The sequence below is a fragment of the Microbacterium sp. 10L49 genome, from assembly GCF_056395125.1.
In genome coordinates, this window is record NZ_JBFTIW010000002.1 from 618681 (window position 1) to 642139 (window position 23459).

General features: G+C 63.7%; 21 protein-coding genes. 7 read left to right on the plus strand and 14 right to left on the minus strand.

Features of this window, described 5'->3' with window-relative positions; translation table 11 throughout:
- Positions 1–286: 286 nt before the first annotated feature.
- From rplM to AC1DCT_RS07395, 6 genes are all read left to right on the plus strand, one after another.
- Complete coding sequence (gene rplM, locus AC1DCT_RS07370; RefSeq protein ID WP_441977615.1) at positions 287–733, plus strand: 50S ribosomal protein L13; 447 nt, start codon at positions 287–289, stop codon at positions 731–733.
- A 26-nt stretch (positions 734–759) separates the two neighbouring features.
- Positions 760–1242 (plus strand): 30S ribosomal protein S9, encoded by a 483-nt coding sequence (rpsI, locus tag AC1DCT_RS07375; protein WP_477428318.1) that lies wholly within the window; start codon positions 760–762, stop codon positions 1240–1242.
- A gap of 15 nt (positions 1243–1257) precedes the next feature.
- Entirely contained in the window at positions 1258–2613 is a 1356-nt protein-coding gene (glmM, locus tag AC1DCT_RS07380) for a phosphoglucosamine mutase (RefSeq protein ID WP_477229645.1), read from the plus strand.
- Positions 2614–2708: 95 nt separating this feature from the next.
- Positions 2709–3155 carry a VanZ family protein gene (locus AC1DCT_RS07385; protein ID WP_477428320.1) on the plus strand — a complete coding sequence of 149 codons (447 nt, stop codon included), beginning with the start codon at positions 2709–2711 and terminating at the stop codon, positions 3153–3155.
- A gap of 245 nt (positions 3156–3400) precedes the next feature.
- Positions 3401–4837, plus strand: a complete 1437-nt coding sequence (locus AC1DCT_RS07390; RefSeq protein WP_477428322.1) for a sugar transferase — start codon at positions 3401–3403, stop codon at positions 4835–4837.
- 17 nt (positions 4838–4854) lie between these two features.
- Complete coding sequence (locus tag AC1DCT_RS07395; protein ID WP_477428324.1) at positions 4855–5958, plus strand: glycosyltransferase; 1104 nt, start codon at positions 4855–4857, stop codon at positions 5956–5958.
- Between the two features lie 9 nt (positions 5959–5967).
- Here AC1DCT_RS07395 and AC1DCT_RS07400 read toward each other — a convergent pair whose 3' ends face one another.
- From AC1DCT_RS07400 to AC1DCT_RS07415, 4 genes are all read right to left on the minus strand, one after another.
- Entirely contained in the window at positions 5968–7668 is a 1701-nt protein-coding gene (locus AC1DCT_RS07400) for a DUF4012 domain-containing protein (protein WP_477428326.1), read from the minus strand.
- 213 nt (positions 7669–7881) lie between these two features.
- Positions 7882–8871 carry a Gfo/Idh/MocA family oxidoreductase gene (locus tag AC1DCT_RS07405; RefSeq protein ID WP_477428447.1) on the minus strand — a complete coding sequence of 330 codons (990 nt, stop codon included), beginning with the start codon at positions 8869–8871 and terminating at the stop codon, positions 7882–7884.
- A complete protein-coding gene (locus AC1DCT_RS07410; protein WP_477428328.1) occupies positions 8868–9965 on the minus strand; it encodes a DegT/DnrJ/EryC1/StrS family aminotransferase in 1098 nt (365 codons plus the stop codon). Before AC1DCT_RS07410 ends, AC1DCT_RS07405 begins: the two co-directional genes overlap by 4 nt.
- 113 nt (positions 9966–10078) lie before the next feature.
- Complete coding sequence (locus AC1DCT_RS07415; RefSeq protein ID WP_477428330.1) at positions 10079–11371, minus strand: nucleotide sugar dehydrogenase; 1293 nt, start codon at positions 11369–11371, stop codon at positions 10079–10081.
- A gap of 84 nt (positions 11372–11455) precedes the next feature.
- Here AC1DCT_RS07415 and AC1DCT_RS07420 point away from each other — a divergent pair, with 84 nt between their 5' ends.
- Positions 11456–12595 carry a hypothetical protein gene (locus AC1DCT_RS07420; protein ID WP_477428332.1) on the plus strand — a complete coding sequence of 380 codons (1140 nt, stop codon included), beginning with the start codon at positions 11456–11458 and terminating at the stop codon, positions 12593–12595.
- A gap of 66 nt (positions 12596–12661) precedes the next feature.
- On the opposite strand, the gene AC1DCT_RS07425 is transcribed toward AC1DCT_RS07420, so the two are convergent.
- The 10 genes from AC1DCT_RS07425 to AC1DCT_RS07470 form a co-directional block, all read right to left on the minus strand.
- Positions 12662–13915, minus strand: a complete 1254-nt coding sequence (locus AC1DCT_RS07425) for a glycosyltransferase family protein (RefSeq protein WP_477428333.1) — start codon at positions 13913–13915, stop codon at positions 12662–12664.
- On the minus strand, positions 13912–15207 hold the full coding sequence (locus tag AC1DCT_RS07430; RefSeq protein ID WP_477428335.1) for a lipopolysaccharide biosynthesis protein: 1296 nt from the start codon (positions 15205–15207) through the stop codon (positions 13912–13914). Before AC1DCT_RS07430 ends, AC1DCT_RS07425 begins: the two co-directional genes overlap by 4 nt.
- A gap of 1 nt (position 15208) precedes the next feature.
- Entirely contained in the window at positions 15209–16552 is a 1344-nt protein-coding gene (locus AC1DCT_RS07435) for an O-antigen ligase family protein (RefSeq protein WP_477428337.1), read from the minus strand.
- Between the two features lie 231 nt (positions 16553–16783).
- Entirely contained in the window at positions 16784–17692 is a 909-nt protein-coding gene (locus AC1DCT_RS07440; RefSeq protein WP_477428338.1) for a glycosyltransferase family 2 protein, read from the minus strand.
- Positions 17685–18818, minus strand: a complete 1134-nt coding sequence (gene wecB, locus AC1DCT_RS07445) for a non-hydrolyzing UDP-N-acetylglucosamine 2-epimerase (RefSeq protein ID WP_477428340.1) — start codon at positions 18816–18818, stop codon at positions 17685–17687. Before wecB ends, AC1DCT_RS07440 begins: the two co-directional genes overlap by 8 nt.
- Positions 18815–19909, minus strand: a complete 1095-nt coding sequence (locus AC1DCT_RS07450; RefSeq protein WP_477229658.1) for a polysaccharide biosynthesis C-terminal domain-containing protein — start codon at positions 19907–19909, stop codon at positions 18815–18817. The genes wecB and AC1DCT_RS07450 overlap by 4 nt, the downstream gene beginning before the upstream one ends.
- A complete protein-coding gene (locus AC1DCT_RS07455; protein ID WP_477428342.1) occupies positions 19906–20958 on the minus strand; it encodes a polysaccharide biosynthesis protein in 1053 nt (350 codons plus the stop codon). The genes AC1DCT_RS07450 and AC1DCT_RS07455 overlap by 4 nt, the downstream gene beginning before the upstream one ends.
- Positions 20955–22259, minus strand: a complete 1305-nt coding sequence (locus AC1DCT_RS07460; RefSeq protein ID WP_477428344.1) for a glycosyltransferase family 4 protein — start codon at positions 22257–22259, stop codon at positions 20955–20957. The genes AC1DCT_RS07455 and AC1DCT_RS07460 overlap by 4 nt, the downstream gene beginning before the upstream one ends.
- Positions 22178–22846 (minus strand): NeuD/PglB/VioB family sugar acetyltransferase, encoded by a 669-nt coding sequence (locus AC1DCT_RS07465; protein WP_477428346.1) that lies wholly within the window; start codon positions 22844–22846, stop codon positions 22178–22180. Before AC1DCT_RS07465 ends, AC1DCT_RS07460 begins: the two co-directional genes overlap by 82 nt.
- Positions 22839–23459: a sugar transferase gene (locus tag AC1DCT_RS07470; protein WP_477229662.1), complete on the minus strand. Its 621-nt coding sequence runs from the start codon at positions 23457–23459 to the stop codon at positions 22839–22841. Before AC1DCT_RS07470 ends, AC1DCT_RS07465 begins: the two co-directional genes overlap by 8 nt.

A 23459-nucleotide genomic window follows, 5' to 3' on the forward strand; every position in this document is an offset into this window, starting at 1 on the left:
CACGATACGTCAGAACGCAGGCGTCCGAAAGCGTCTTCAGCAAAGCCGCAGATGACACGATCACGACGCGACCGCAGCCGGAGCCCATCGCGTCAACGAGCCCCGGGACCTTTGCCGTTTTGGCGGATCCGACTCGATGCCGTAAGCTTTCTCTTTGGTGTGCGATCACTGCTGGTCGCACCCGCGAACGTGAGCCCTCCACTGGCGTGTTCCTCTCCCTCGGGAGGGAACCACCCCGGAGTGGGATTCACGAACCTCTCCGTTCGATCAAGAAAGCAGCACTATTGTGACGCGCACTTACACCCCGAAGGCCGGCGAGATCCAGCGTGACTGGGTCGTCATCGACGCCACCGACGTCGTTCTCGGCCGCCTCGCCTCGCACGCCGCAGCGCTCCTGCGCGGCAAGCACAAGGCCACCTTCGTCAACCACCTCGACTCGGGTGACTTCGTCATCATCGTGAACGCCGACAAGGTCGCGCTCACGGGTCAGAAGCTCCAGAAGAAGATCGCCTACCGCCACTCGGGTTACCCGGGCGGGCTCAAGGCCGTCGCCTACTCCGAGCTGCTCGAGAAGAACCCGGTCCGCGCTGTGGAGAAGGCCATCCGCGGCATGCTCCCGAAGAACAGCCTCGGCCGCCAGCAGCTGACGAAGCTCAAGGTCTACACGGGCTCCGAGCACCCGCACGCCGCTCAGCAGCCCAAGACGTACACCCTCGACCAGGTCGCCCAGTAAGCGCCGTTACGAATAAGGACATACTCGTGGCTGACACCGAAACCACCGAATTCCCGCAGAACTTCTCGACGGAGACCCCTGAGGCCGCCGCCGTCGAGACCGCTCCGCGCCCCGTTCTCAACGTCCCCGGCGCTGCCGTGGGTCGTCGCAAGCAGGCCATCGCCCGCGTGCGCCTCGTCCCCGGCTCCGGCACCATCACGGTGAACGGCCGCACGATCGAGGACTACTTCCCGAACAAGCTGCACCAGCAGCTGATCAACGACCCGTTCACGGTGCTGAACCTCGCGGGTGCGTACGACGTGATCGCCCGCATCTCCGGCGGTGGCCCCTCGGGCCAGGCCGGTGCGCTGCGCCTGGGCATCGCACGTTCGCTGAACGAGATCGACGCCGAGAACAACCGCCCGACCCTGAAGAAGGCCGGCTTCCTCTCGCGCGACGCTCGCGTCAAGGAGCGCAAGAAGGCTGGTCTCAAGAAGGCCCGCAAGGCGCCTCAGTACTCGAAGCGCTAAACCTTACAGTCCTCTATGGCTCTGTTCGGTACGGACGGGGTGCGGGGGCTGGCCAACGGCCCCCTCACCGCCGATATCGCGCTCACCCTGGCCCAGGCGACTGCTGTCGTCCTGGGCCAGGGCCGTATTGCCGCAGCTCGCAAGGCCGCAGGCAAGCGCCTCACCGCCGTGGTCGCCCGCGACCCGCGCATCTCCGGGCACTTCCTCAGCGCCGCCGTCGAGGCGGGTCTCGCCTCCTCCGGTGTGGACGTGCTCGATGCGGGCACGTTGCCGACCCCGGCCGCGGCGTTCCTCATCGCCGACATCGACGCCGACTTCGGCGTGATGATCTCGGCGTCGCACAACCCGGCGCCCGACAACGGCATCAAGATCTTCGCCCGCGGTGGTGTGAAGCTGCCCGACGTGGTCGAGCAGCGCATCGAAGAGGCCATGGCCGGCGAGAAGCTGCGACCCACCGGCGCCGACGTCGGGCGGGTCAGCCGTTTCTCCGACGCCGAGGACCGCTACGTCATGCACCTGCTGGCGTCGCTGCCGCACCGGCTCGACGGCATCCACGTGGTGCTCGACTGCGCGCACGGCGCCGCGAGCGGGGCCTCCCCCGAGGTGTTCCGCAACGCCGGCGCGAGGGTCACCGTGATCGGTGCGGATCCCGACGGCATCAACATCAACGACGGCGTCGGATCCACGCATCTCGACAAGCTGGCCGCCGAGGTCGTGCGCGTCGGGGCCGACGTGGGCATCGCGCACGACGGCGACGCGGACCGCTGCCTCGCGGTCGACGCCGACGGCACCATCGTCGACGGCGACCAGATCATGGCGATCCTCGCGGTCGCGATGAAGGACCGCGGGCGCCTCGCCGAGAACACCCTCGTCGCCACGGTGATGAGCAACCTCGGCCTGCACGTCGCCATGCGCGAGCACGGCATCACCCTGCGCCAGACCGCAGTCGGCGATCGCTACGTGCTCGAGGACATGAACGCCGGCGGCTACTCCCTGGGCGGAGAGCAGTCGGGCCACGTCATCATGAGCGACTTCGCCACCACGGGCGACGGAGTGCTCACGGGTCTGCACCTGGTCGCCGAGATGGCGCGCCAGAAGAAGACCCTGGCCGAGCTCGCGTCGATCATGACCGTCTACCCGCAGAAGCTCGTGAACGTCAAGGGCGTCGACCGCACCAGGACCGATGACGAGCACGTGCAGAAGGCCGTCAAGGCCGTCGAGGCCGAGCTCGGCGACAGCGGCCGCGTGCTGCTGCGTCCCTCGGGCACCGAGCAGCTCGTGCGTGTGATGGTCGAGGCCGCCGACGAGAAGTCGGCCCACGAGTACGCGCACCAGCTCGCCGAGGTCGTGCGCGAGCGCCTCGCGCTCTGACACCCGCACCATCCAGAACGGCCGCACAGGATTCCCGTGCGGCCGTTCTGGCACAATGAACGTTCTGCCGCGTTGAGGATCCTGGGGGTGAAGGCGTGAGCGACTCCCCGCCGACCGCGGTGCCGTTCTGGCATCGGCTGACCACGTGGGCCCTGGTCTACGGCGCCGTCGTCGCCGTCATCGTGTTCTCCCCGTATCCGTTCCTCTCCGTGTTCGATCCGCTGATCCACAGGATCGGAGCGGTGATCCCCGGACTCACGCCGGTCCGCGCCGAGTTCATCGCGAACATCGCGATGTTCGTGCCGTTCGGCATCTTCCTGTCCGTGTTCCTCCCGCGACGCCGATACCTCGTGCTCCCGATCGGCTTCGTCACCACCGTGACGATCGAGACCGTTCAGGGCCTCTTTCTGATGTCCCGCAGCGACTCCGTGCTCGACATCCTGGCCAACACCGCGGGCACGGCCTTCGGACTCCTCATCGTCGAGCTGATCGACGCGTCCCGGCGCCGATCCCGCAGAATTGTGCGGCCCGACCGCGCCTGAGCGGACTTCCGATATTCCACGGTCTGGATTCTCCGCCGACTCCGGGTTAGCATGAAGCCACGTCCGCACCCTTTGGGAGGGTGCGAGCGGCGGCTCCGCGGCTGTTCGACCCGAAAGATCAGCCTTGAGTCGGTGAGCGACGTCGGCCCTGGGAAGCCGATGCTCTGGGGAGGATGGCGAGCGCCATCCACCGTTGTGGGAACGGTTCTGGGGAGTTCTGGGGAGTGTTCGAAAAAATTGAACTTGTGGCGACGGCTCATACCGTCGCGCAGTGGCGTCGCTCGTACGCCACACGTCTCGCCATCACGGACACGGTCGTCGTGTTCGCGTCCGTGATGATCGCGCAGGTCGTGAGATTCGGATTCGGTGACTCGCAGGTCGTCGGACTGAATCTTCTCGACACCGAGCTCGGATACTCGATGTTCTCGATCGGGCTCGCCCTCGCCTGGATGCTGTCGTTGCGGCTGACTGGATCGCGCAATCCGAAGCTCGTCGGCGGCGGATCACTGGAGTACAAGCGCGTCATGGACGCCAGCGTGCGCCTGTTCGGCGTGCTCGCGATCCTCGCGTTCGGATTCCAGCTGCAGATCGCGCGCGGCTACGTGCTGGTCGCGTTCCCGATCGGGCTGGGACTGCTGTTCCTCGGCCGCTGGCAATGGCGCCGCTGGCTTCTGCGGCAGCGCACCGCCGGCCAGTACGCTCACCATGCGGTGCTGCTCGGTGAGCGCGAGAAGTCGCGGCACGTCGGGGCATCGATCCTGCGCGAGCCGGGCCTGGGGGTGCGGCTGCTGGGGGCCATCACCGAGAACGGAAGCGATCGGGACCTGCTCCCCGACGTGCCGGTGCTCGGCGGGTTCGACCACGCGATCGACGCGATCCGTGCGTCGGGCGCCGACACCGTCGTATACAGCGGGTCCGATCGGATCAGTCCCGAAGCGCTGCAGGAGCTCGGCTGGGAGCTCGAGGAGGCGAAGATCGAGCTGCTGGTCGCCCCTGCCCTCACGGGCGTCGCGGGCCCGCGCCTGCACTCGAACCCGACGCCGGGTCTGCCGCTCATCCAGGTCGACTATCCGACCTTCGAGGGCATGAAGTACGTGGCCAAGCGCACGCTCGACATCGTCGCGTCCAGCCTCGCTCTGGTCGTGCTGAGCCCGCTGTTCGCGATCATCGCCCTGCTGGTGCGTCAGGACGGCGGCAGTGCGCTGTTCCGGCAGCAGCGCATCGGCGTCGACGGCCGGCGCTTCGAGATGCTGAAGTTCCGCACCATGGTCGTCGACGCGGAGGACCGGCTGCCGACGCTGCTCGATCACACCGACGGCAATGGCGTGCTCTTCAAGATGCGGCACGATCCGCGGGTGACTCCTCTGGGACGCTTGCTGCGCCGGCACAGCCTCGACGAGCTTCCGCAGCTGGTCAACGTGCTGCGTGGCAACATGTCGCTGGTCGGCCCCCGTCCGCCGCTGGCGAGCGAGGTCGAGCACTACGACTACCGGATGCAGCGCCGCTTCCTGGTGCGCCCCGGCCTCACCGGCCTCTGGCAGGTGAACGGCCGCTCCGACCTCTCCTGGGATGACAGCGTGCGACTCGACCTGTTCTATGTCGAGAACTGGTCGCTCACGGGCGACCTGATCATCCTGTGGCGGACGCTGCGAGTGGTGTCGTCGGGCGTCGGCGCCTACTGAATGCCGAGGCGCGCGACGTGTCGGGGTTGATCGTCACCGAGTGGATCGAACCCTCCGGTGGGGCGGAGCGGGTTCTGGACGCCATGGGCGAGGTCTTTCCCGACTCGGAGATCTTCTGCCTGTGGGACGACGCCCCCGAACGCTTCGCGAAGGGGCGTGTCTCGCAGTCGTGGCTCTCGCGGACGCCGTTCCGCAAGCACAAGGCGGCGGCGCTCCCGCTGTTGGATGCGACGTGGCGTCGCGTCGCCGTGCGGGACGATCTCGACTGGGTCCTGGCCAGTTCGTACGTCTTCGCCCATCACGTGCGGGTGCCGGATCCGTCCGTGCCGAAGTTCGTCTACGCGCATAGTCCCGCCCGGTACCTCTGGGACCCGGAGTCGGACGAACGCGGCCGGCATGCGCTCGTCCGCGCGGTCTCGCCCCTGTTCCGCGGGATCGATCGCCGTCGGGCGCAGGAGGCCACGACGATCGCCGCGAACAGCCGGTTCGTGCGGGACAGGATCGCCCGGGCGTGGAATCGCGACGCCGTGGTGATCCACCCGCCCGTCGCCGTCGAAGCGATCCGCGCACAGCCTGACTGGCGCACGCAGGTCGTCGATGCCGACGAACGTCGGATCCTCGAGCGACTGCCGCAGACCTTCGTCATGGGGGCGTCTCGATTCACCCCGTACAAGGCGCTGGATCTCGTCATCGACGCGGCCGACCGGGTCGGACTGCCCGCGGTCATCGTCGGGCGCGGGCCGGATGAGCTGCGTCTGCGGGCGCGCGCCGCAGAAGCCCGGGTCCCCGTCGAGTTCGTGATCGGGCCCTCGGATGCCCTCATGTACGCCCTGATGCAGCAGAGCTCGGTACTGGTCTTCCCTCCCATCGAGGATTTCGGGATCGTGCCGGTCGAAGCCCAGGCGGCCGGCACTCCCGTCGTCACGGGACCGGTCGGCGGTCAGATCGAGACGATCGTCCCGGGCGTCTCCGGGGTGATCGCCGCGTCCGCGGATCCGAACGATCTGGCCGCCGGCATCGAGGCCGCGCTGCACCTCGCGCCGTTCGACTCGCGAATCCTGAGTGAGCGGTTCGGCCCCGATCGGTTCGCACGCGAGCTTCGGGAGTTCGTCCAGGCCTGAGCGTGCGCGCTACTTGCAGGTCGGCTCGACAGTTGTCGGCGTCGCGCGAGACATCGGTGTCGTCCAGACCTTGATCGGGCCGCCCGGACCCGGTGCGGTGAACTCGACGTTCACCGTGTGCGTGTCGGCGAAGTGACTGAGGACCTCGATCTTCACTGCAGGCCGCCCGAGGTGTTCGCCCTGGCTCATCGGCGTCACGGGCTGGCCGTCGACGGTGATACTCGCGAGCGAGCCGCCGGCCGGACCGTAGAACACGACATAGCTGCTGATGTCACCCGCTGCGAAGTACGGGCCCTTGATGTAATAGGGCAGACCGGCGGCTGCATCCTCGGTCAGGCTCGATGTCAGCGTCATCGAGCCTTTGACGACCTGATCGGTGCGGCACGCGTCGATCTTCATGTCGAGGTAGTAGCTCTTCTTCGACCCGGTGTTGTCGTTCAGGTAGACACCAAGAACGCTCTGTTCCTTGTCGTCCGTCGGCATGATGCCGCTCATCCGCGAGTTATCGACCAGCTGGGTCTGTTGCGGGTCGTTGCTCAAGTAGAGCAGCCGGCCTTCGTCGGATGCGCGGAACAGGGCCTGGATCAGCTTCACCGGCGACGCCTTGCCCGACGTGACAGCGCTGAAGATGGTGTCCGCGGCGGACGCGAAGAACGCATCCTGTTCGGGTCCTGTCGGATATCTGAAGTACACCTCATTGAGAAGCAGCGGCACTGCGTTTTGCGCGTTCAGCTGATCGCCAGTTGCCAGAGTCACCGGACCTGTCGCCTCAAGGATGTAAGAGAGCGTGACCGGGTCGATCGACAGCACCGCATCGAAGTTGGTCCCAACGCCCTCGGCCCACCAGGCACGCAGGATCCGGACCGCATCGGGGAGATTCGGCACCATCGTGAAGTCTGGCGTGTAGCGGCCGATCTTGTCACCGAAGATATTGGCGGCCTGAGGGTCCAGCGCCGTGACAGGATCAGGGCGCCTTTGCTTGAAGTCCGCACTGCTCACGACGGTGCCGCGGGTGATCGTACCGTTGTCGACGGTGATCGGCAGGAACTGCGCGGCATTCCCGCCGAGGCTCCGCGCTTCGGAGTTGCCCTGGAACATCAGCAGGTAGGTGCGGGGGCCCTTCGCCCCGAGGGCATCCGGCAGAACGCTCAGCACCTCTCGCGCGGTGCTCATGGTCGGCTTCAGCTTCGTCAGCTCGGAATCGAGCTTGGCGACGCCGTCGGCGACAGGACCGACAAGCTGGGCCTTGTCGACTTTGCGCAGATCCGTGGTCGCCTTCTGGATCCCCGCGTCGACCGAATCGAAGGTCTTCGCGAGCGCGGTGATCGACGCGGGGTCGATGCGCCCGTTGGCGATGTTCAGATCGCTCAGCTTCACGCTCGCCGCGGGCCGGACGACGTCGGTCGCCAACCCGTCCGTCACCTCAGCGACGGTGCGGACCGCCGAGAGGTTGGAACCGATGACGGGGAGCTTCTCTGCGAAGCTCCACTGCCAGCCCTTCGTCGCCGCGACCGCGGCTGCAGTCTGGGACGACACGGTTGCTGAGCTCTTCGCCGCGGCGTCGAGGTCACCGGCGAGCACCGATTTCTGCACCTGCTGCACGCCGGTCATCGCCGCTTCGAGGTGGCTGCGAGCGGACATCGCCTTGTCGTAGACCTGCTTGCCGATGATCCCGCCGACGACCGCCATCACGACGACGACGAGGAACACACCGCCCACGATCCAGGGCCAGATCCGACGGCGTCGGGGCTTGGCCTCGCGGCGTTCCGCCTTGCGATCGCGGAGCTCACGGCGCGAGGAAGGCGTGCTACTCATGACTACATCCAACCATCACGAGCAGAAGCGCTTTGGCCACGGATTCACAGCAAGCAGGACCGCGTGCTTTCGCTTTCCTCTCGATGACGAGACCCACGACGATGCGAACTAGCCGATCTTGACAGTCTCCATCAGCCTGGCCGACTCCAACGCCGCCTCCACAACGGCGAGCGTGCGGAGCCCCTGCTCCATGGTCACCACGTCGGAACGCTCACCCAGCACCGCATCCCGGAAGGCCTCATGCTCCACCCGAAGCGGCTCCCGCTTGGTGAACGCATACCGGACGACGTCTCCTTCGGAGACGCCGCGGAAGCTCGACACCGACTCCCACTCGAGCGGAATGGTCCCGTTCGCGAAGAACGTGAGGTCGCCGGTCGCGGTGTCCGCGACGAACGCGCCCTTCTCCCCCGTGACAACCGTCACGCGCTCCTTCATGGGACTCAGCCAGTTCACGATGTTGTTCACGATCACACCGCTCTCGGTGCGGCCCGTGATGGTGATCATGTCCTCGTGCTCACGACCGCTCTTGAACGCGGTCTGCGCGAACACGCGCTCATAGTCGGACTGCACGACCCATGCCGTCAGGTCCACGTCGTGCGACGCGAGGTCCTTGGCAACGCCGACGTCCGCGATCCGAGACGGGAAGGGGCCCTGACGCCGCGTGACCACCTGGTAGACCGCACCCAGCTCGCCCGCTTCGAGCCGCCGGCGCAGCTCCTGCAAAGCGGGGTTGAAGCGCTCGATGTGCCCCACTGCCCCGACCAGACCGGCCTGCGAGAACGCATCGACCATGCGACGCCCGGCGTCGATGGTGTGCGCAATCGGCTTCTCGACGAGAGCGTGTACGCCGGCTGCCGCGAGCTTGAGCGCCGCCTCCTCGTGGAATCGAGTCGGCACCGCCACGACGGCGGTGTCGAGACCCGCGTCGATCAGGGCGTCGATATCAGGCAGGATCTCCAGATCACCGGCCACTCCGTGCGGATCCCCGCCCGGGTCCGCGATCGCGACGAGCTCGACACCGTCGATCTCGCGCAACACGCGGGCGTGGTGCCGTCCCATCATGCCGACGCCGAGCAGGCCGGCGCGCAGCGCCATCAGGCGCCCGCCCCTGCGACGGCGTTCACCGCGGCCACGATGCGCTCGAGGTCGTTCTGCGACAGCGACGGATGGACCGGCAAGGAGACGACTTCGCGCGCCGCGCGCTCGGTCTCGGGCAACTCCAGCCCCGGCGCGAAACGCGTCAGCGACGGCAGACGGTGGTTCGGGATCGGGTAATAGACCCCCGCGCCTACCCCGTGCTCCTCCTTGAGCGCTTTCACAAACCCGTCCCGGTCCTCCGGAACGCGAACCGTGTACTGGTGATACACGTGCACCGCACCTTCGGCCACAGGTGGAACGACCACGCCCTGCAAGTTGGCGTCGAGGTACGCGGCGTTCTCCTGGCGCGTCTTCGTCCAGGCGCCGACCTTCGTCAGCTGCACGCGACCGATCGCCGCGTGGATGTCGGTCATGCGCGCGTTGAACCCGATGACCTCGTTCTCGTACTGACGCTCCATACCCTGGTTCCGCAGCAGCTTGACCATACGTGCGATCTCATCGGTCGCGGTCGAGACCATCCCGCCCTCACCGCTGGTCATATTCTTGGTCGGGTAGAGGCTGAACATCGCGAACTCGCCAAAGGTCCCGACGGGCCGTCCATCGAGTGCAGCGCCATGTGCCTGTGCCGCGTCCTCGTACAACGCGATGCCGCTCTCGGCAGCAAGCGCCTCCAGCTCACGCATGCGGGCGGGGTGTCCGTAGAGATGAACCGGCAGCACACCCTTCGTCTTCGACGTGACCGCCGCGGCAACCGCATCCGGGTCGAGCGTGAACGTGTCGGGCTCGATGTCGACGAAGACCGGAGTCGCCCCGGTGAGCGCGACGGAATTGCCCGTCGCGGCGAAGGTGAAGGACGGCACGATGACCTCGTCGCCGGGACCAACCCCGGCAGCGAGCAGACCGAGGTGAAGGCCCGCCGTTCCGGAGTTCACGGCAACGGCCGGACGGCCCTGCACGAAGTGCGCAGAGAACTCGGCCTCGAAAGCCGCGACCTCGGGCCCCTGCGCGACCATGCCGCTGCGGAGGACTCGATCGACGGCTTCACGCTCGTCGTCGCCGATGATCGGCTTGGCGGGGGGAATGAAGTCGCTCACGCGTTCTCCTTCGTCAAGGTGCTTTCTGTTCACAGTAGATTGTGTTGCGCTGCGGGATTCCGGCTCGCCGAGCAGTCAACGGGTCCGATCGCGCTGCGGAGCGATGACAGAGGTCACGCCGACCCGACGACGATTCGAGGTGTTCCCGCCCAGAGTGCGGCATCACTCGCGGCGCGCCCATCGACCAGAAGTCGTACACCTGGAATCTGCTCGGGAGCGAGCGTCCGGTAGTCCGCATGATCCGTCTGCAGCACGGCGACATCCGCCGCTTCGCCGATCGCGAACGGCTCGAACCCAAGCCCGCGCAACTCGTCGTCCGTGTAGAGCGGGTCGTGCACCCGCACGTCTGCACCGCGCTGGCGCAGCGCTTGGACGGTGGGGAACACTCCGGAGAACGCCGTCTCCTTCACGCCGCCGCGGTACGCCGCCCCCAATACAACGGCCGTCAAGCCCGACAACGACCCCAGCAACGTCTCGGCCTGTGCGATGAGCCGCTCCGGCATCGAGGCATTGAGCTGTCTCGACGCGCGAATGATGTCTGCCCCGGGGTCAGTCGTCAGGTAGAGCCGCGGGTACACCGGGATGCAGTGCCCACCCACAGCGATGCCGGGACGATGGATGTGGCTGTACGGCTGCGAGTTGCACGCCTCGATCACCTTGTAGACGTCGATCCCGTTGGCTGCGGCGAAGAGCCCGAACTGGTTCGCCAGGCCGATGTTCACATCGCGATAGGTCGTCTCGGCGAGCTTCGCCATCTCGGACGCTTCCGTCGTCCCGAGATCCCACACCCCGTTGGGACGCGGGAGGTCAGGGCGCTCGTCGAACTGGAGCACCGCCTCGTAGAACTCGCGCGCACGTCGGTTGCCCTCCGGCGAGAGCGCGCCGATCAGCTTGGGGTACTTTCGCAGGTCCTCGAACACGCGCCCGGTCAGTACTCGCTCCGGCGAGTACGCCAGGTGGAAGTCGACACTCTCCGTCAGACCGGAGCCATCCTCGAGCATGGGCTTCCACCGATTGCGCGTGGTGCCGACGGGCAAGGTCGTCTCATATGAGACGAGCGTGCCCGCCGTGAGGTGCTCAGCCAGAGACGCGGTCGCCATATCCATGTATCTGAAGTCGGGCTCCCATGTCTCATCATTCACGAGGACCGGGGCCACGAGGACGACAGCGTCCGCACCGGGGATCGCTTCGGAGTAGTCCGTGGTCGCGTGCAGACGACCCGACTGGATCAGTCCGGCGAGCTTCTCCTGCAAGTGCGCCTCACCGGGAAACGGCTCCAGCCCCGCGTTGATCGTGTCGACGGTCTTCTGGTTGACATCGACGCCGATCACGTCGTGGCCGGACGACGCGAACTGGACAGCGAGGGGAAGCCCGATCTTTCCCAGGGCCACGACGGCGATACGCATGGGTCAACTCTAGGCGCATAGGGAGAAGCTTGAATCGCGTGACAATCGCGGTCCGGGACGAGCCTCTGCTGACAGAATATGAGCATGACTTCTTGGGTCGCCGTCGGCTTTGGCGCCTTGACCGTGCCCGGCGACGACGTCAGCACCGCCGACTCCGAGTACGTGATCACGCCGGTGCTTCCGTCTTCCCCGCGCATTCTGTTCGGCGAGGGTGCGGCGTTGTGGCAGCAGTTGTTGAACGGACCAGTCCCCGACGACTCCCTTACTATGGACCGCCGAAGAGTTGTTCGCGAGATGGAAGAGCTTGGGCTGGCATCGAGCGATCTGAGGCATCCCGCTCGGATCCACAAGGTGACAGAACCCTGGTTGATCTCCGCGCATCATGAACTCGTCTACGCACTGCTCGCGCACGTCGCCGAACAAAGCGACATCGACATCGTGTTCATTAAGGGGCCCACCCTGCATGCGCAAGGCCTCCGGACCCGAGCCCATTCCGGCGATGTCGATTGCTGGGTTTCACCCGGGGACGAAGCGCGCCTAGCTTTCGCCATGATCCCATGGGGTTGGACCCCCGCCTTCTCCCCGTTCACCGGAACCCGAGTTCTCCACTCATTGACGCTTCGCGCGGGAGGATGGGGCTGCGCGATCGATGTGCATTCATGGTTCCCCGGAATGACCATTGAACCTGATCAAGCATTCGCGATGGCCAGCCGAGTCGCCGAATTCCGAAGCTTCGCTGGCCAGGCCGTGAAGACGCCTCCCCTCGGGTTACACGCCGTGATGGCCGCATTACACGATCTGCGCCCACTAGAAGGTCGCACGGCCACAACGGCCCAACTCACCGCGGTTTCCGAAATGCTTCGCGACGCCGGCCCAGTTGCCATCCAGGCCGTTCGCGAGGTGGGGGCCGCGTACGCCTTGAAGGACGCGCTACGCCTTGCCTTCCCAGAACATGACTTCGACTTCGACTCTGCAGCGGTTCCGCCCGATTGGGCCTGGCGTTCTGAATCGTCACAGTTCGGCGTCTATCGTGAAGCGCTCAAACTGATCCCCCCATCCGAACGGCCTCTCGTCATCTTTCGCATTATCTGGCCGCGTATCGAGGCACTTCGGTGGGCAGCCACGAACGGGAGCGAAGGAATCCCGACCCTCGGCGACGTTGCGCTGCGTAGACGTCATCTGATGGGGCTTATCCAGAAGATCGTAAGGCGCCCGCAATCTTAAGTGCTTCCCGGCGATCTGGCGGCGTTCGACGCATCTAAGTGAGGATCGAGGCATCTAAAGCGATACTCAACCGTTGAGCCAGTGTCGAGAGAGGATGTCTGCACTCAATCGACCAGAATGTACCATCGAGACGTATCTCTGCCCTTCCCGAGCGATTGCGAACATTCTCTCCCTATCCCCAACCAAACCCCTGATCACAGATCCGATATTTTCCGGATCGGCCTCGACAATAGGAAGCGCCATGCCGGTCTGCTGGAGAATCACGTCTCGAACCGTTTGGGTCACGTGACCGACGACCACGCGCCCTGCCGCCATCGCCTCGCACGCAGCAACTCCATAGGAGCCGATGCGGAATTGGTCTAACACGATGTCTGCTGTCGCGATCATCTGCCGCGCTTCTGAAGCACGCACCCCGCTTACCGCCCTAAAGCGGATCTCTCGGTTTCGGTCCATGTCTTCAAGCGGCGCCTTTATGAGGTGAGAACCTTTCACCAGTTCCCTGCTAGGAAGGTGAACGACGAGTGGTGCCCCATGAACATCACCATCAGCGCCTCCCAGGATTGGACCCGTCCCGAGAGTCCATTCCGCCACGTCAACGACCACCGGCAACCAAATACCGGCGGGATAATCATTAAGTAGATCAGGGGTGGAAACAAAGACTGGAGCGTTCGAAGATTGCAGAAATGCGCGATTGTGGTCCACCCGCCGCTGAGTCCGCCCGAAGTAGACCCCAGCATCAAAAAAGGGCGAGAATCGAGTCGTTAGCTTGTGTTTCTCCGGCGATCTAATGTCCGAGCCATGACATACGTAAGCCGTTGAAACGCCATTCGCATTCAAAAAGCGTTGCTCACGCTCCACATCATCACCAAAGAGAAGCCCAAATATGGCGGCCTCCGACTCCACCAACACGTGAGTAAAGGCTTGGGAAATGGCGCGCGATTCCCGGAGCTGCCATCGTCGATCGTAACGTTGAATTCCCATCGGGATCGATGTATCGCTTGCGAAACCAAAGTCTCCAGGATGTTGAATATCGAGATTGGTGGCTCCGGCGCTCGGTATGAATTGCTCAATCGCACGCGCCCACGCGTACCCCTGTCCCGCAAAATTCAGAGGGGCCACCAGCACTCGTGTCTTTGCATCAGGCAACCGCACCAAAGGGGGAAGCGTCGGGCGTTGCCACCACATCCGTAAAGACATCCAGGGCTCGAAGGCAACTGCCATCGAAAAGTCAAAGACGGCATCGAGAACTAAATTGACGCGCCAGCCAAGCCTATCTCGCTTCTGCAGATTCTTTCTTACATTCAGCATCGTTCGCTTCATCGACGTTCACCGTCTACTGCTGAAGACCTTAGCAACGGATGCTGTGAGTCATACTCCCGCGCCGTGAGCAATGCAAGGAAAATGAATCCCAATAGGCAAGCCGACATTGCCATACTCATCACCCATACGGCCATGAGCAAGTTTTCCCTGATTATCAGCAGTGGCATCAAAGCGCAGAATGTATAGAGCAGTCCGAACATGGCCTGTCGCCCTTGGGCCTCCGCGACGACGAACACCGTCGCAATGGGAGCAGTTGCGAGATTCAAGTAGAGCCAGGGCGTCAGGGCTTGCGCGTAGAGCCCCGCATCTTCCCACTCATGACCCAGAAACAACGGCAGCAATTGTGGTGCAAAGACGAAGATCGGGATGAAGATCGGAAGACTGACAAGGAGCGATCGCACTACGGAATTCCATACCGTCGTAAATAGCGCCCCCCGGCCGTCGCTGGACATTTTCTGGAAGAAGACCTGGCTCAGAGCGGCACCAATCAGCCCCAAAGGAACCTGCACGCTTCGCCACGCCATAGAGTATTGGCCAAGAGCCGACATCGACTGGCTGCCCACAAGCAGATTGACGCCGTTGGTGCGCACGCTGTCCAGGAGAGCCGTCGGCGCATTAAGCAAGGGCATCTTCCGATAGCGGCGCAGGATGACGAACAATCTCGTCCGTTGGACCCCTCGCACTTTCCGTTTGGCGGCGACGTCGCTTAGCTCGAGATACAGGCAAGACCCCAGTTGCGCGATCATCAACCCGAGGACGAGGCCGCGTATGTCCGGGAAGACCCAAAGGCCAAGAACTAACTGAAAACCGACAGTCCCCACGCTAAGCAAGATTCTAGCGAGGCCTTGAGCTCGAAACGACTTCGCCCGTGTATGCCAGAGGTTCAAAATAGAAAGTTCACCCATAAGAAGGACGTTCAGAGGAATCGTCAAGAGCCAGAACTTGAACGGGACGGCATTCAACATTTCGGCTATGGGGTCGAGAAAGACGAGAAGCACCAGGAACGACAGAGTTGACACGGTGCAAAGCAGTCGGTGCGCTAGCATTCGAACTGCGAGGGCACTGCGCTCACTTGTAGGGAGAACGATGGCGAATTCGTACCGCCCTGTTCCCGCGACAGAGACCAGCATCGAGATCGAAACATAGATCGCGAGAAGGCCATACGCCGCAGGGCCATAGACTCGACTCAGGATGGGCAGGCCGGCGACAGTGATGACCTGACCGACGAAGTTCCCGGCGCCCAGGGTCATCACGTTGCGGGCCACCTCGCTTCGCTTCAGGCGCTCGAGCATGTCACCGCAGATCCGCTTTGTCGACCAAGGTGGATTCAACCGCTTTCGAGTCAGCGTCGCTCATCCGGTCCAACACGACGATCGCGCTCAGGAAGAGCCAGGCTGATGGATCCGCCAAGAATGTACTGTGCATTGTTGACGCAAAAGGCAACGCCGCGATCAACATCAATACTGAAATGGCGGTTGCGAACTGGCTCGTCCGTGCCGATGGCGCGGTTCTCAGATGCCGGAATGCGCGGCCCCAGAGCCTTATAAGAAGCACGATGAACAATGCGAAGACAATAATTCCGAATTCGCTCAGCAGCTGGATCGTGCCTCCATGCGGGTTGATGATGCCCATCGTCGGATAGGTGCTGCGTCCCGCCAACATGTATTGCTGGAACATGCTCGGACCGATGCCGATGATGGGACTCTCCCCGAAGAAGTCGAGTCCGCTGAGGAAGAGGTTGTATCTGACCACGAACGAGCTGTCGTCCACCGTGGTATCGGAGAGGAGGGAGACTCGTTGAAGTTCGTCAGAGAGATTCACGTTTCCCACACCCAGAGAAAGAGCAATGATCGCGCACACCGAGACGAGAGCAGCCATCACGCGCAGGACCGGATGACCTGACAACACCACCCAGACCACAACTATCAGGGCGAGGAGGAGGAGCGTCACCCCCGTCCGGCTGTTGGTTTGAATCATGAAGTAGACAATGGAGAACTCAAGCAGCCAATAGAGAAGCCGGGTGCTAGGCCTGGCGGCACTGATCACACGGGGGGCGAAGACGATGCTCGTTGCTAGCAAGAACAGTGCGAAGCCGTTCGGGTTCCCAAAGAAGCTCGAAAGCCCGACGACCTCGAGCGAGCGGCCCCCCTGCAGCACAAGATAGTTGTTCCTCGGCAGGAAGCCCAGGAATTTCTCTGCCAGGGCTCCCGCGACGGCGATCATGTAGGCGAACGTCCACCCTATAGTGAAAGACTGCAGTGCCGTGCGACTCGTCCGCATCGATGAGACGCCGATGAGGATCGCGAGTCCTGACAAAGTGATCGTCACCTCATTGTCGATCTGGACGCCTCGAAGGACAACGTGGATCGCCGTGACGATCGCCCAAGCGATACTGACCCACAGAACCATGCGGGCCACAGGACTAATCGGTGCCCGCGACGACACCACCGCAGCCATACCAGCGATGCCAGCCAATGCGCTTACAACCGCATGTGGCGATACACCCTGAATTGAAAAAGCTCCCGCAAGAATGCCAGTGATCGGAATGACAAAAAGAATCAGACGATTGACCGGACTCGTGCGGCTGGTTTCGACAGACTCCCTACGCGTCTGCGCGAATCCGCCGGGCGAAGTCATGAGGTCTCCTTCACGGCACCTGCTTGACTGCCTGCTTCGAGCACTCGCATGACTCCCGCGCTCATCAACGGTGCCCGCTCCTTCGTTGTTCCGAGGGACGTTCTTTCCAGTCTAGCTCAGCGCCTGTTTCGCCTCTCTCTCGTGCATTGCCCGGCGTCGCTTCCATCAACAGACAGGACTCATGCCCGACGGCGTGGGGACTCGCTGTGCCCGGCCAGCCGTGCTCGGGGCTCACCATCCTGAGAAGAGCTTGAAGAGGCGGGTACGCAAGGCAAAGAGCGGCGATGAAGCCATCGATGCCGCTCGTAGCCGGACGCTCCATGACGCACCTCTGTGGATCAGGACTCGCAGAGTCCGACCCGCATATCGCTCGTCCTCGACCGCGGCAAGGATCGCGAACCGCCGTCGATCCGCGGGCGCGACGGGCAGGTCGGTGACTTCCGAAAGGAGGTGGTAGGCGCGCATGCGGGCGTGCATCGATTCCGTCATTCGGGCGAAGTCCTGTCCGCGCGGGTTCGAGTTCCCGGCATGGATGCGGTAGTTCAGGACGATCTCCGGAATGTCGAGCTGTACGTCCGACACGGATCCCGCGATGCCGCCGATCCACAGGTCCTCTGCGACCAAGGCGGCTGGGATCGGGAATGCGTTCTGAGCCAGCTCTCGCGACATTGCAATCGTCCCGCCAGATCGCGAGCCTCGTCGCGAGTCGCGGGGGATGATCTGTCCATCAAACTTCGGATCGTCAGAGAAGGTCCTCAATCGGGCATAGGCGGCCACGCGAGGAGTGTCCACCGACCGCGCTGAGAGAACCGCTTTCGCCCGGACTTCGATCGAACGGGGCGGCAGGACGTCATCGCCGCCCAGGAGCAGGATCACAGTGCCCCGCGATGCCTCGAACGCGCGGTTGAAGGCTTCGACCTTACCGAGCTTACCCTCACTGATGACACGCACCCGCTGGTCACGGCGGCTGGCCGCGTTAGCCTTTTCGACGGTGTCATCGGTAGATCCGTCATCGACGAGGATCAACTCGATTTGCGTGTACGACTGTGACAGGACGCTTTCGATCATCTCCTCGAGATGGGCAGATTCATTGAAGATCGGAGACAGGATCGAGACCAGCTGCCCACCCTCGTCAAGCATGAAGCCCCAGACGCGCTCGATGCGAGTGCGCCGACGAGACGATGAACGACGTAGCCCGCCACGAGGTGTCGCCAACCTCGTACCCGACGGGAATTGCCCGAGAGTCCGTTGCCTGGCCAGCCAGCCGCAGCGCAACCGCCTGAAGCACGCTGCCCGGAGTCACGCCGGCGGTGATGATCACTCCCGCGTCCTGCGCCTCAGGCCGCTCGATGAAGTCCCGCATCGTGATTGCAGGAAAACCGAGCATGCTGGCTTCCTCACTAATGGTGCCGCTGTCCGATAGAACGAGACGCGCTTCCAGCTGCAGCTTGCAGTAGTCGTGGAACCCGAAGGGAGGATGGAAGACGATGCCGTCTTTCGAAGTCTCCGGCAACGATTCGAGGCGATTCCGCGTGCGCGGATGAGTCGACACGAGAATGGGCAGTCCATACTCCGAGCGAAGTGCCTGGAGGGCGTCCAGCGCCGCACTCAGTCGCACCGGGTTGTCCACGTTCTCCTCCCGGTGCAGGCTGACCAGGAAGTACCCGCCGGCGGTGAGTCCTTGCCTCTCGAGCACGTCACTCGCATCGATCTGTGCGCGGTTCTGCTCCAGGACCTCACGCATCGGAGAGCCCGTCAACAGAATCCGAGCAGGATGGATCCCTTCGGCGAGAAGGTTTCGGCGAGCGTGCTCGGTGTAGACGAGGTTGTAGTCCGAGACATGGTCCACAAGGCGCCGATTGGTCTCTTCAGGAACGTTCTCGTCGAACGAGCGATTCCCTGCCTCCATGTGGAAGACCGGGATACGCATGCGCTTGGCCATGACAGCAGAGATGCAGCTGTTGGTGTCCCCGAGTACGAGGAAGGCGTCCGGCCGCTCCTCGATCAGTACCTTCTCGATCTTGGTCAGAATCGATCCAAGAGCCGCCCCGAGTGACGATGTGTCTGCCTCCAGGAAGTGGTCCGGCCTACGCAGACCAAGATCTTCGAAGAAGACCTCATTGAGCTCGTAGTCGTAGTTCTGCCCGGTGTGCACAAGGACATGCTCGGTGTGCTCATCCAGGAGCTTGATCGTGGCAGACAGCCGGATGATCTCCGGACGCGTGCCGACGACGGTCAGCACTTTCAGCTTTTCGGTCATTGTCATACCACCTCGGCGATCGTGTCGGGGTTCTGAGGGTCGAAGATGTCGTCGGTCCAGAAGGACGTGTACAACGTCTCGGATCCGATGTTCGTGATGTTGTGCGCCCACATTGTCGGCATGTCGACCGCCGCGGGCTCGTCTCCGGAGACGTCAAACGAGATCACCTCGCTCGTGAACAGCCGGCGCAAAGAGATCCGACCGACTCCCGACAGGACGGTGAACCGTTCGATCTTCCGACGGTGATAGTGATCGCCTCGGGTGATACCCGGGACGGTTGTCGAGAACGAGGATTGCCCGTCGCCACCATGAGAGCGAATGATCTCGAAGAAGGAGCCTCGTGCATCTGCATGGCGCTGCAACCGAACCGGCGCATGCTGAGGGAACGTGAACGACCGGTAGGTGTTGAAGAGATCTCGTCCGAAATCGGTGCTGACGTCGGAGATCTCCCCAGCGGCGTAGAGCACGGAGATCTCCTTCAGGCGGTGCAGCAGTCCAGAGACGAACTCTCGTCGCTCTTTCGTTCTGCTCTCCTCCCGCGAGATGGCGCCAAGGAGAAGGTCAGCCGCGTCCTGCGCGTGCAGCAGCGTCAGCTCACGGTCCTGCTGCACGATCGGCTCCTCGCCGTGAGCGAGGAGGTGACAGAACGTGGAAGTCACGGCGTTGTAGAAGGGCTGCCCATGCTCGCCGAAGAGATTCGGCAACCACAGGTCCTGGAACTCGGCGCCGATGTCATCAGCTGCCGCGGCGATGATGCCGGCCGCACGGCTCTTCGCGTCGCCATAGACGGAGCCATTGTCCGCCTGAGTCGAGTTCGCGAAGGCGACGACCGACGGCGGCTGCGTTGCGGCACGCAATGCTGCGGCGAACTGCTCAGCGAACTGAATGTTCCCTGACGAGACCTCCTCATCGGACCCACGATTGATGCCCGCGATGTGGAGCGCGCGTTCGCTGCTATCGATAGCTGCCGCAGCCTCAGCCACGTCGAAGTCATTGCCGACCTGGATCGACTCGAACTCATCGCCGACCGCGTGCGCAGCGGCTCGCGTGTGCCACCCTAGGAAGCCATTGGCGCCTGTGAGAGCGATCTTGCTCACGCGTTGTGCTCCGTCTCCGCATCGATACCCGCAAGCGCCAGCTCACGGCGCACCTCAGGCAGGGTCAACAGCAACTGTTCGACTGCTTCGACCTCCATCTGCTCAACGGTGTGCGAGTCGTAATCCTCGAAGCTGTGCTGCTCAACGTTGCCCTCCTCGAAGTAGAGGTTGTAGTTGAGATCCCGATTGTCGGCGGCGACACGGAAGTAGTCCCCCATGTCGTGCGCGCGGGAGAGCTCCTCCCTGGTGGCGAGCGCCTCTGAGAGCTTCTCGGCGTGCCGGGTGCCGATGACTTCGATGCGGGCGGACGAGCGGAAGAGATTCAGCACGGCTTGTGCGAGCGTCGCGATGGAGGTCGCTCGGGCCTTACGCACGAACAGATCGCCCTGGTGTGCGTTGTGGAACGCGAACTCGACCAAGTCCACCGAGTGCGCCAGAGACATCATGAATCGCGTCATTTCCGGATTGGTCACGGTGATGTTCTTGCCGGACTTCAGCTGATTGATGAAGAGCGGAATCACCGAGCCGCGCGAGTACATGACGTTGCCGTACCGCACGCAAGAGACCGTGGTAGCGGCGTGCGGATTGTTCAGCCCGTACGACTGGGCGACCTTCTCCATCATCGCCTTGGACATCCCCATGGCATTCACCGGGTAGACCGCTTTGTCGGTGCTGAGGCAGACAACGGACTTGACGCCATTGCGATCTGCGGCGCGCACGACGTTTTCACTGCCGTGCACGTTTGTGCGCACAGCTTCCATCGGGAAGAACTCACAGGACGGCACTTGCTTGAGCGCAGCTGCATGGAAGATGAAGTCAACGTCCCGGGTCGCCCGCTCGACACTGTCGAAGTCGCGCACGTCACCGACGTAGAAGCGAAGCCGAGTGTCACGGACCTCGTGCCGCATCAGATCCTGCTTGGCTTCGTCGCGGCTGAAGATCCGGATCTCAGCAACATCGCTCTCGAGCAGCTTCCGGGCGACTGTGTGCCCGAATGACCCCGTTCCACCCGTCACGAGAATCTTCGCTCCGTCGTACGACCCGGTCATCTCCGCCCGCCCTTTCTTCGTGCTGACTCAAGGAGCACATTTTCGATTCTGTCCATGCCCGATTCTCGGGTGAAGCTCTCGCGGTATGCGCGCACTGCACTCGCCGCCATCTGTCCGCGTTCCTCTGCGGAGCTCGCCGCGACAGCACGCATTGACGACTCGAGCGCGCTGACGTCTTCCGCGTCAGCCGTGAACCCGAGACCGTGCCTTTCAACGAAGTCCCGGACATCGCCCTGCACCGTCGTGAGGACAGGCAGACCCGCTGCGAGCACTCCCTGGAACTTGGAAGGGATCGTGCCACGGAACACGGGCAGGTCCTTGAGGGAAACCAACGCCACATCGGTGCGGTCGTAGATCTCCGGCATCCGATCACGCGGTACAGGTTCGTGGAACGAGACGTTCTCCGCGCCCAGTTCCCTTGCCAACGTTTGCAGGCCCTCACGCGCGACGCCGTCCCCGACGATCTCAAGGTGAACGCCGGCATCCTTCGCGGCATGCGCGGCCCTGATCGCGGTCCCGAGGTCCTGCATCGCGCCGACGTTGCCCGCATAGACCACTCGGACTGGGGCACCATCCCGAACGGGTCGGTCGACGACGTCGCCGGCGTCACCGGCGTCACCGGCCCAGTTGTAGATGAGGGTCGTCGTCGCAGCAGGCGACCCTCGTTCAATCAACGTCGACACCATCGTCGGAGCAATCCCGATGACCGCGGCGGCTTTGCGATACATGCTGCGCAGCCAAGGCGAGAGCACTCGACTGATCAGCCGAGCCCCTCTTTCTCCCACCATCGAGGAGCCCAGAACGGAGTCGGGCCACAAGTCCTGAACATGGAGCACAAAGGGCACTCGGAAGGTGAGCCGCCAGACCCATGCGGGGATAGCGGCCGTCATCGGGGTGGCATAGACATAGACGACGTCGGCGTCCTTGGAGAACCGACGGACGCTGAGCGCCGACAACGCGAACGACGCATAGTTGGTCATTCGCTTCAGGACATTCTGCGAATGGTCGATGATCATCGGGACCCGGAGTACCTCGAACGTTCCGTGCTGTTCCCGGTGACCACGCTTCTGGTGGTAGCCCTCGTAGAGGGCTCCGGCCGGATAGTTTGGGAATCCGGTCAGCACGCGCACCGAATGGCCCCTGCTGCTGAGTGACTCAGCGACTTCCGCGGGGATCGGCACCGGCTCCGGAGTGAAGTACTGCGACAGAACGAGCACTCTCACGAGACGCCCTCGCGCTCTACGGGTCGAGCAGGGACTCCCACGACCACGACACCGGCAGGCACGCCCTTCGTCACGCACGCGGCAGCGCCAATGACTGAATCGTCGCCGATAGCGAGCCCTTGGAGCACGACTGCGCCGGCTCCGATCAATACGCGAGCTCCCACCAGAACCTCTCCCGAGACGACCGCGCCCGGGTTGACCGAGACGAACTCGTCGAGCGCGGTGTCATGTCCGATGACCGCCCCTGGATTGACGTGCGCATGACTACCCAAGCGCACATTCGTCGAGATCTGCACACCTCCGCACACCACCGAGCCCGCCGCAATCACTACGCGCGTCCCGACCACCGCGCCCGGGTGCACCAGTGTTGCAGGCTTTGCCCCCCACGCTTCCACCTTCTCCGCGATACGAGTCCGGACGCTGGGTGAACCGATGCCCACGACGTAGTGCGTGCCGTCGAAAAGCTCGCGATTCGCCTCGATCTCTCCGAGGAGACGGATCTCGCGGTCACGCAGCCGCTCGATCTGGATCTCGGCGGGCGCGTCGTCCACCACTCCGATGACATCCCAGACGGAGTCCCGGGTGACGGCGTTGATCGCCTCGATGACGTCAAGCGTCTCTCGACCGAATCCGCCGGCTCCGATGACGATGATGCCGTCAGCCATCCGCTTCCCCGAACTTCGACATCGTCGCCTGCCCTTCCGCCGAGATGCCGTCTCGCGCGATCACGGAGCGGAAGGTCGCGAGGATGATGCGGGCATCCAACTCCAGACTACGGTGATCGACGTACTCGACATCGAGGGCGAACTTGTCCTCCCAGCTGAGAGCGTTGCGGCCGCTGGCCTGGGCCAGACCGGTGATTCCGGGACGGACTTCGTGCCGTCGCGCCTGCTCGGGGGTGTATTTCGGAAGGTACTCGACCAGCAGGGGGCGTGGTCCGACAACGCTCATATCGCCGCGGAGCACGTTCCACAGCGAAGGCAGCTCGTCGAGGCTGGTAGAGCGCAGCTTGCGACCGAAGGCCGTCAGCCGATCCGCGTCACTGACGAGCCCCTTGGATTCGTCGATGTCGCGCATCGACCGGAACTTGCGCAGCCGGAAGATGCGGCCGTCCTTGCCCGGTCTCGGCTGCACGAACAGCACCGGCCTGCCCAGGCGGATAGCCACCATCATGGCGACGATCGCCAGCACGGGAGACAGTAGGACGAGCGCCACGACGGACGCCACGATGTCGAGGAAGCGCTTGAGGACGTCGTAGGTTCGGCTGCCGCGTGCCAC

Coding starts and splice junctions, on each gene's coding strand:
- AC1DCT_RS07435 (WP_477428337.1), bottom strand. CDS start 16,552: ATGACTTCGCCCGGCGGATTCGCGCAGACGCGTAGGGAGTCTGTCGAA.
- wecB (WP_477428340.1), bottom strand. CDS start 18,818: ATGACAATGACCGAAAAGCTGAAAGTGCTGACCGTCGTCGGCACGCGT.
- AC1DCT_RS07440 (WP_477428338.1), bottom strand. CDS start 17,692: ATGCTTGACGAGGGTGGGCAGCTGGTCTCGATCCTGTCTCCGATCTTC.
- AC1DCT_RS07420 (WP_477428332.1), top strand. CDS start 11,456: ATGACTTCTTGGGTCGCCGTCGGCTTTGGCGCCTTGACCGTGCCCGGC.
- AC1DCT_RS07415 (WP_477428330.1), bottom strand. CDS start 11,371: ATGCGTATCGCCGTCGTGGCCCTGGGAAAGATCGGGCTTCCCCTCGCT.
- AC1DCT_RS07425 (WP_477428333.1), bottom strand. CDS start 13,915: ATGAAGCGAACGATGCTGAATGTAAGAAAGAATCTGCAGAAGCGAGAT.
- AC1DCT_RS07430 (WP_477428335.1), bottom strand. CDS start 15,207: ATGCTCGAGCGCCTGAAGCGAAGCGAGGTGGCCCGCAACGTGATGACC.
- AC1DCT_RS07465 (WP_477428346.1), bottom strand. CDS start 22,846: ATGGCTGACGGCATCATCGTCATCGGAGCCGGCGGATTCGGTCGAGAG.
- glmM (WP_477229645.1), top strand. CDS start 1,258: ATGGCTCTGTTCGGTACGGACGGGGTGCGGGGGCTGGCCAACGGCCCC.
- AC1DCT_RS07455 (WP_477428342.1), bottom strand. CDS start 20,958: ATGACCGGGTCGTACGACGGAGCGAAGATTCTCGTGACGGGTGGAACG.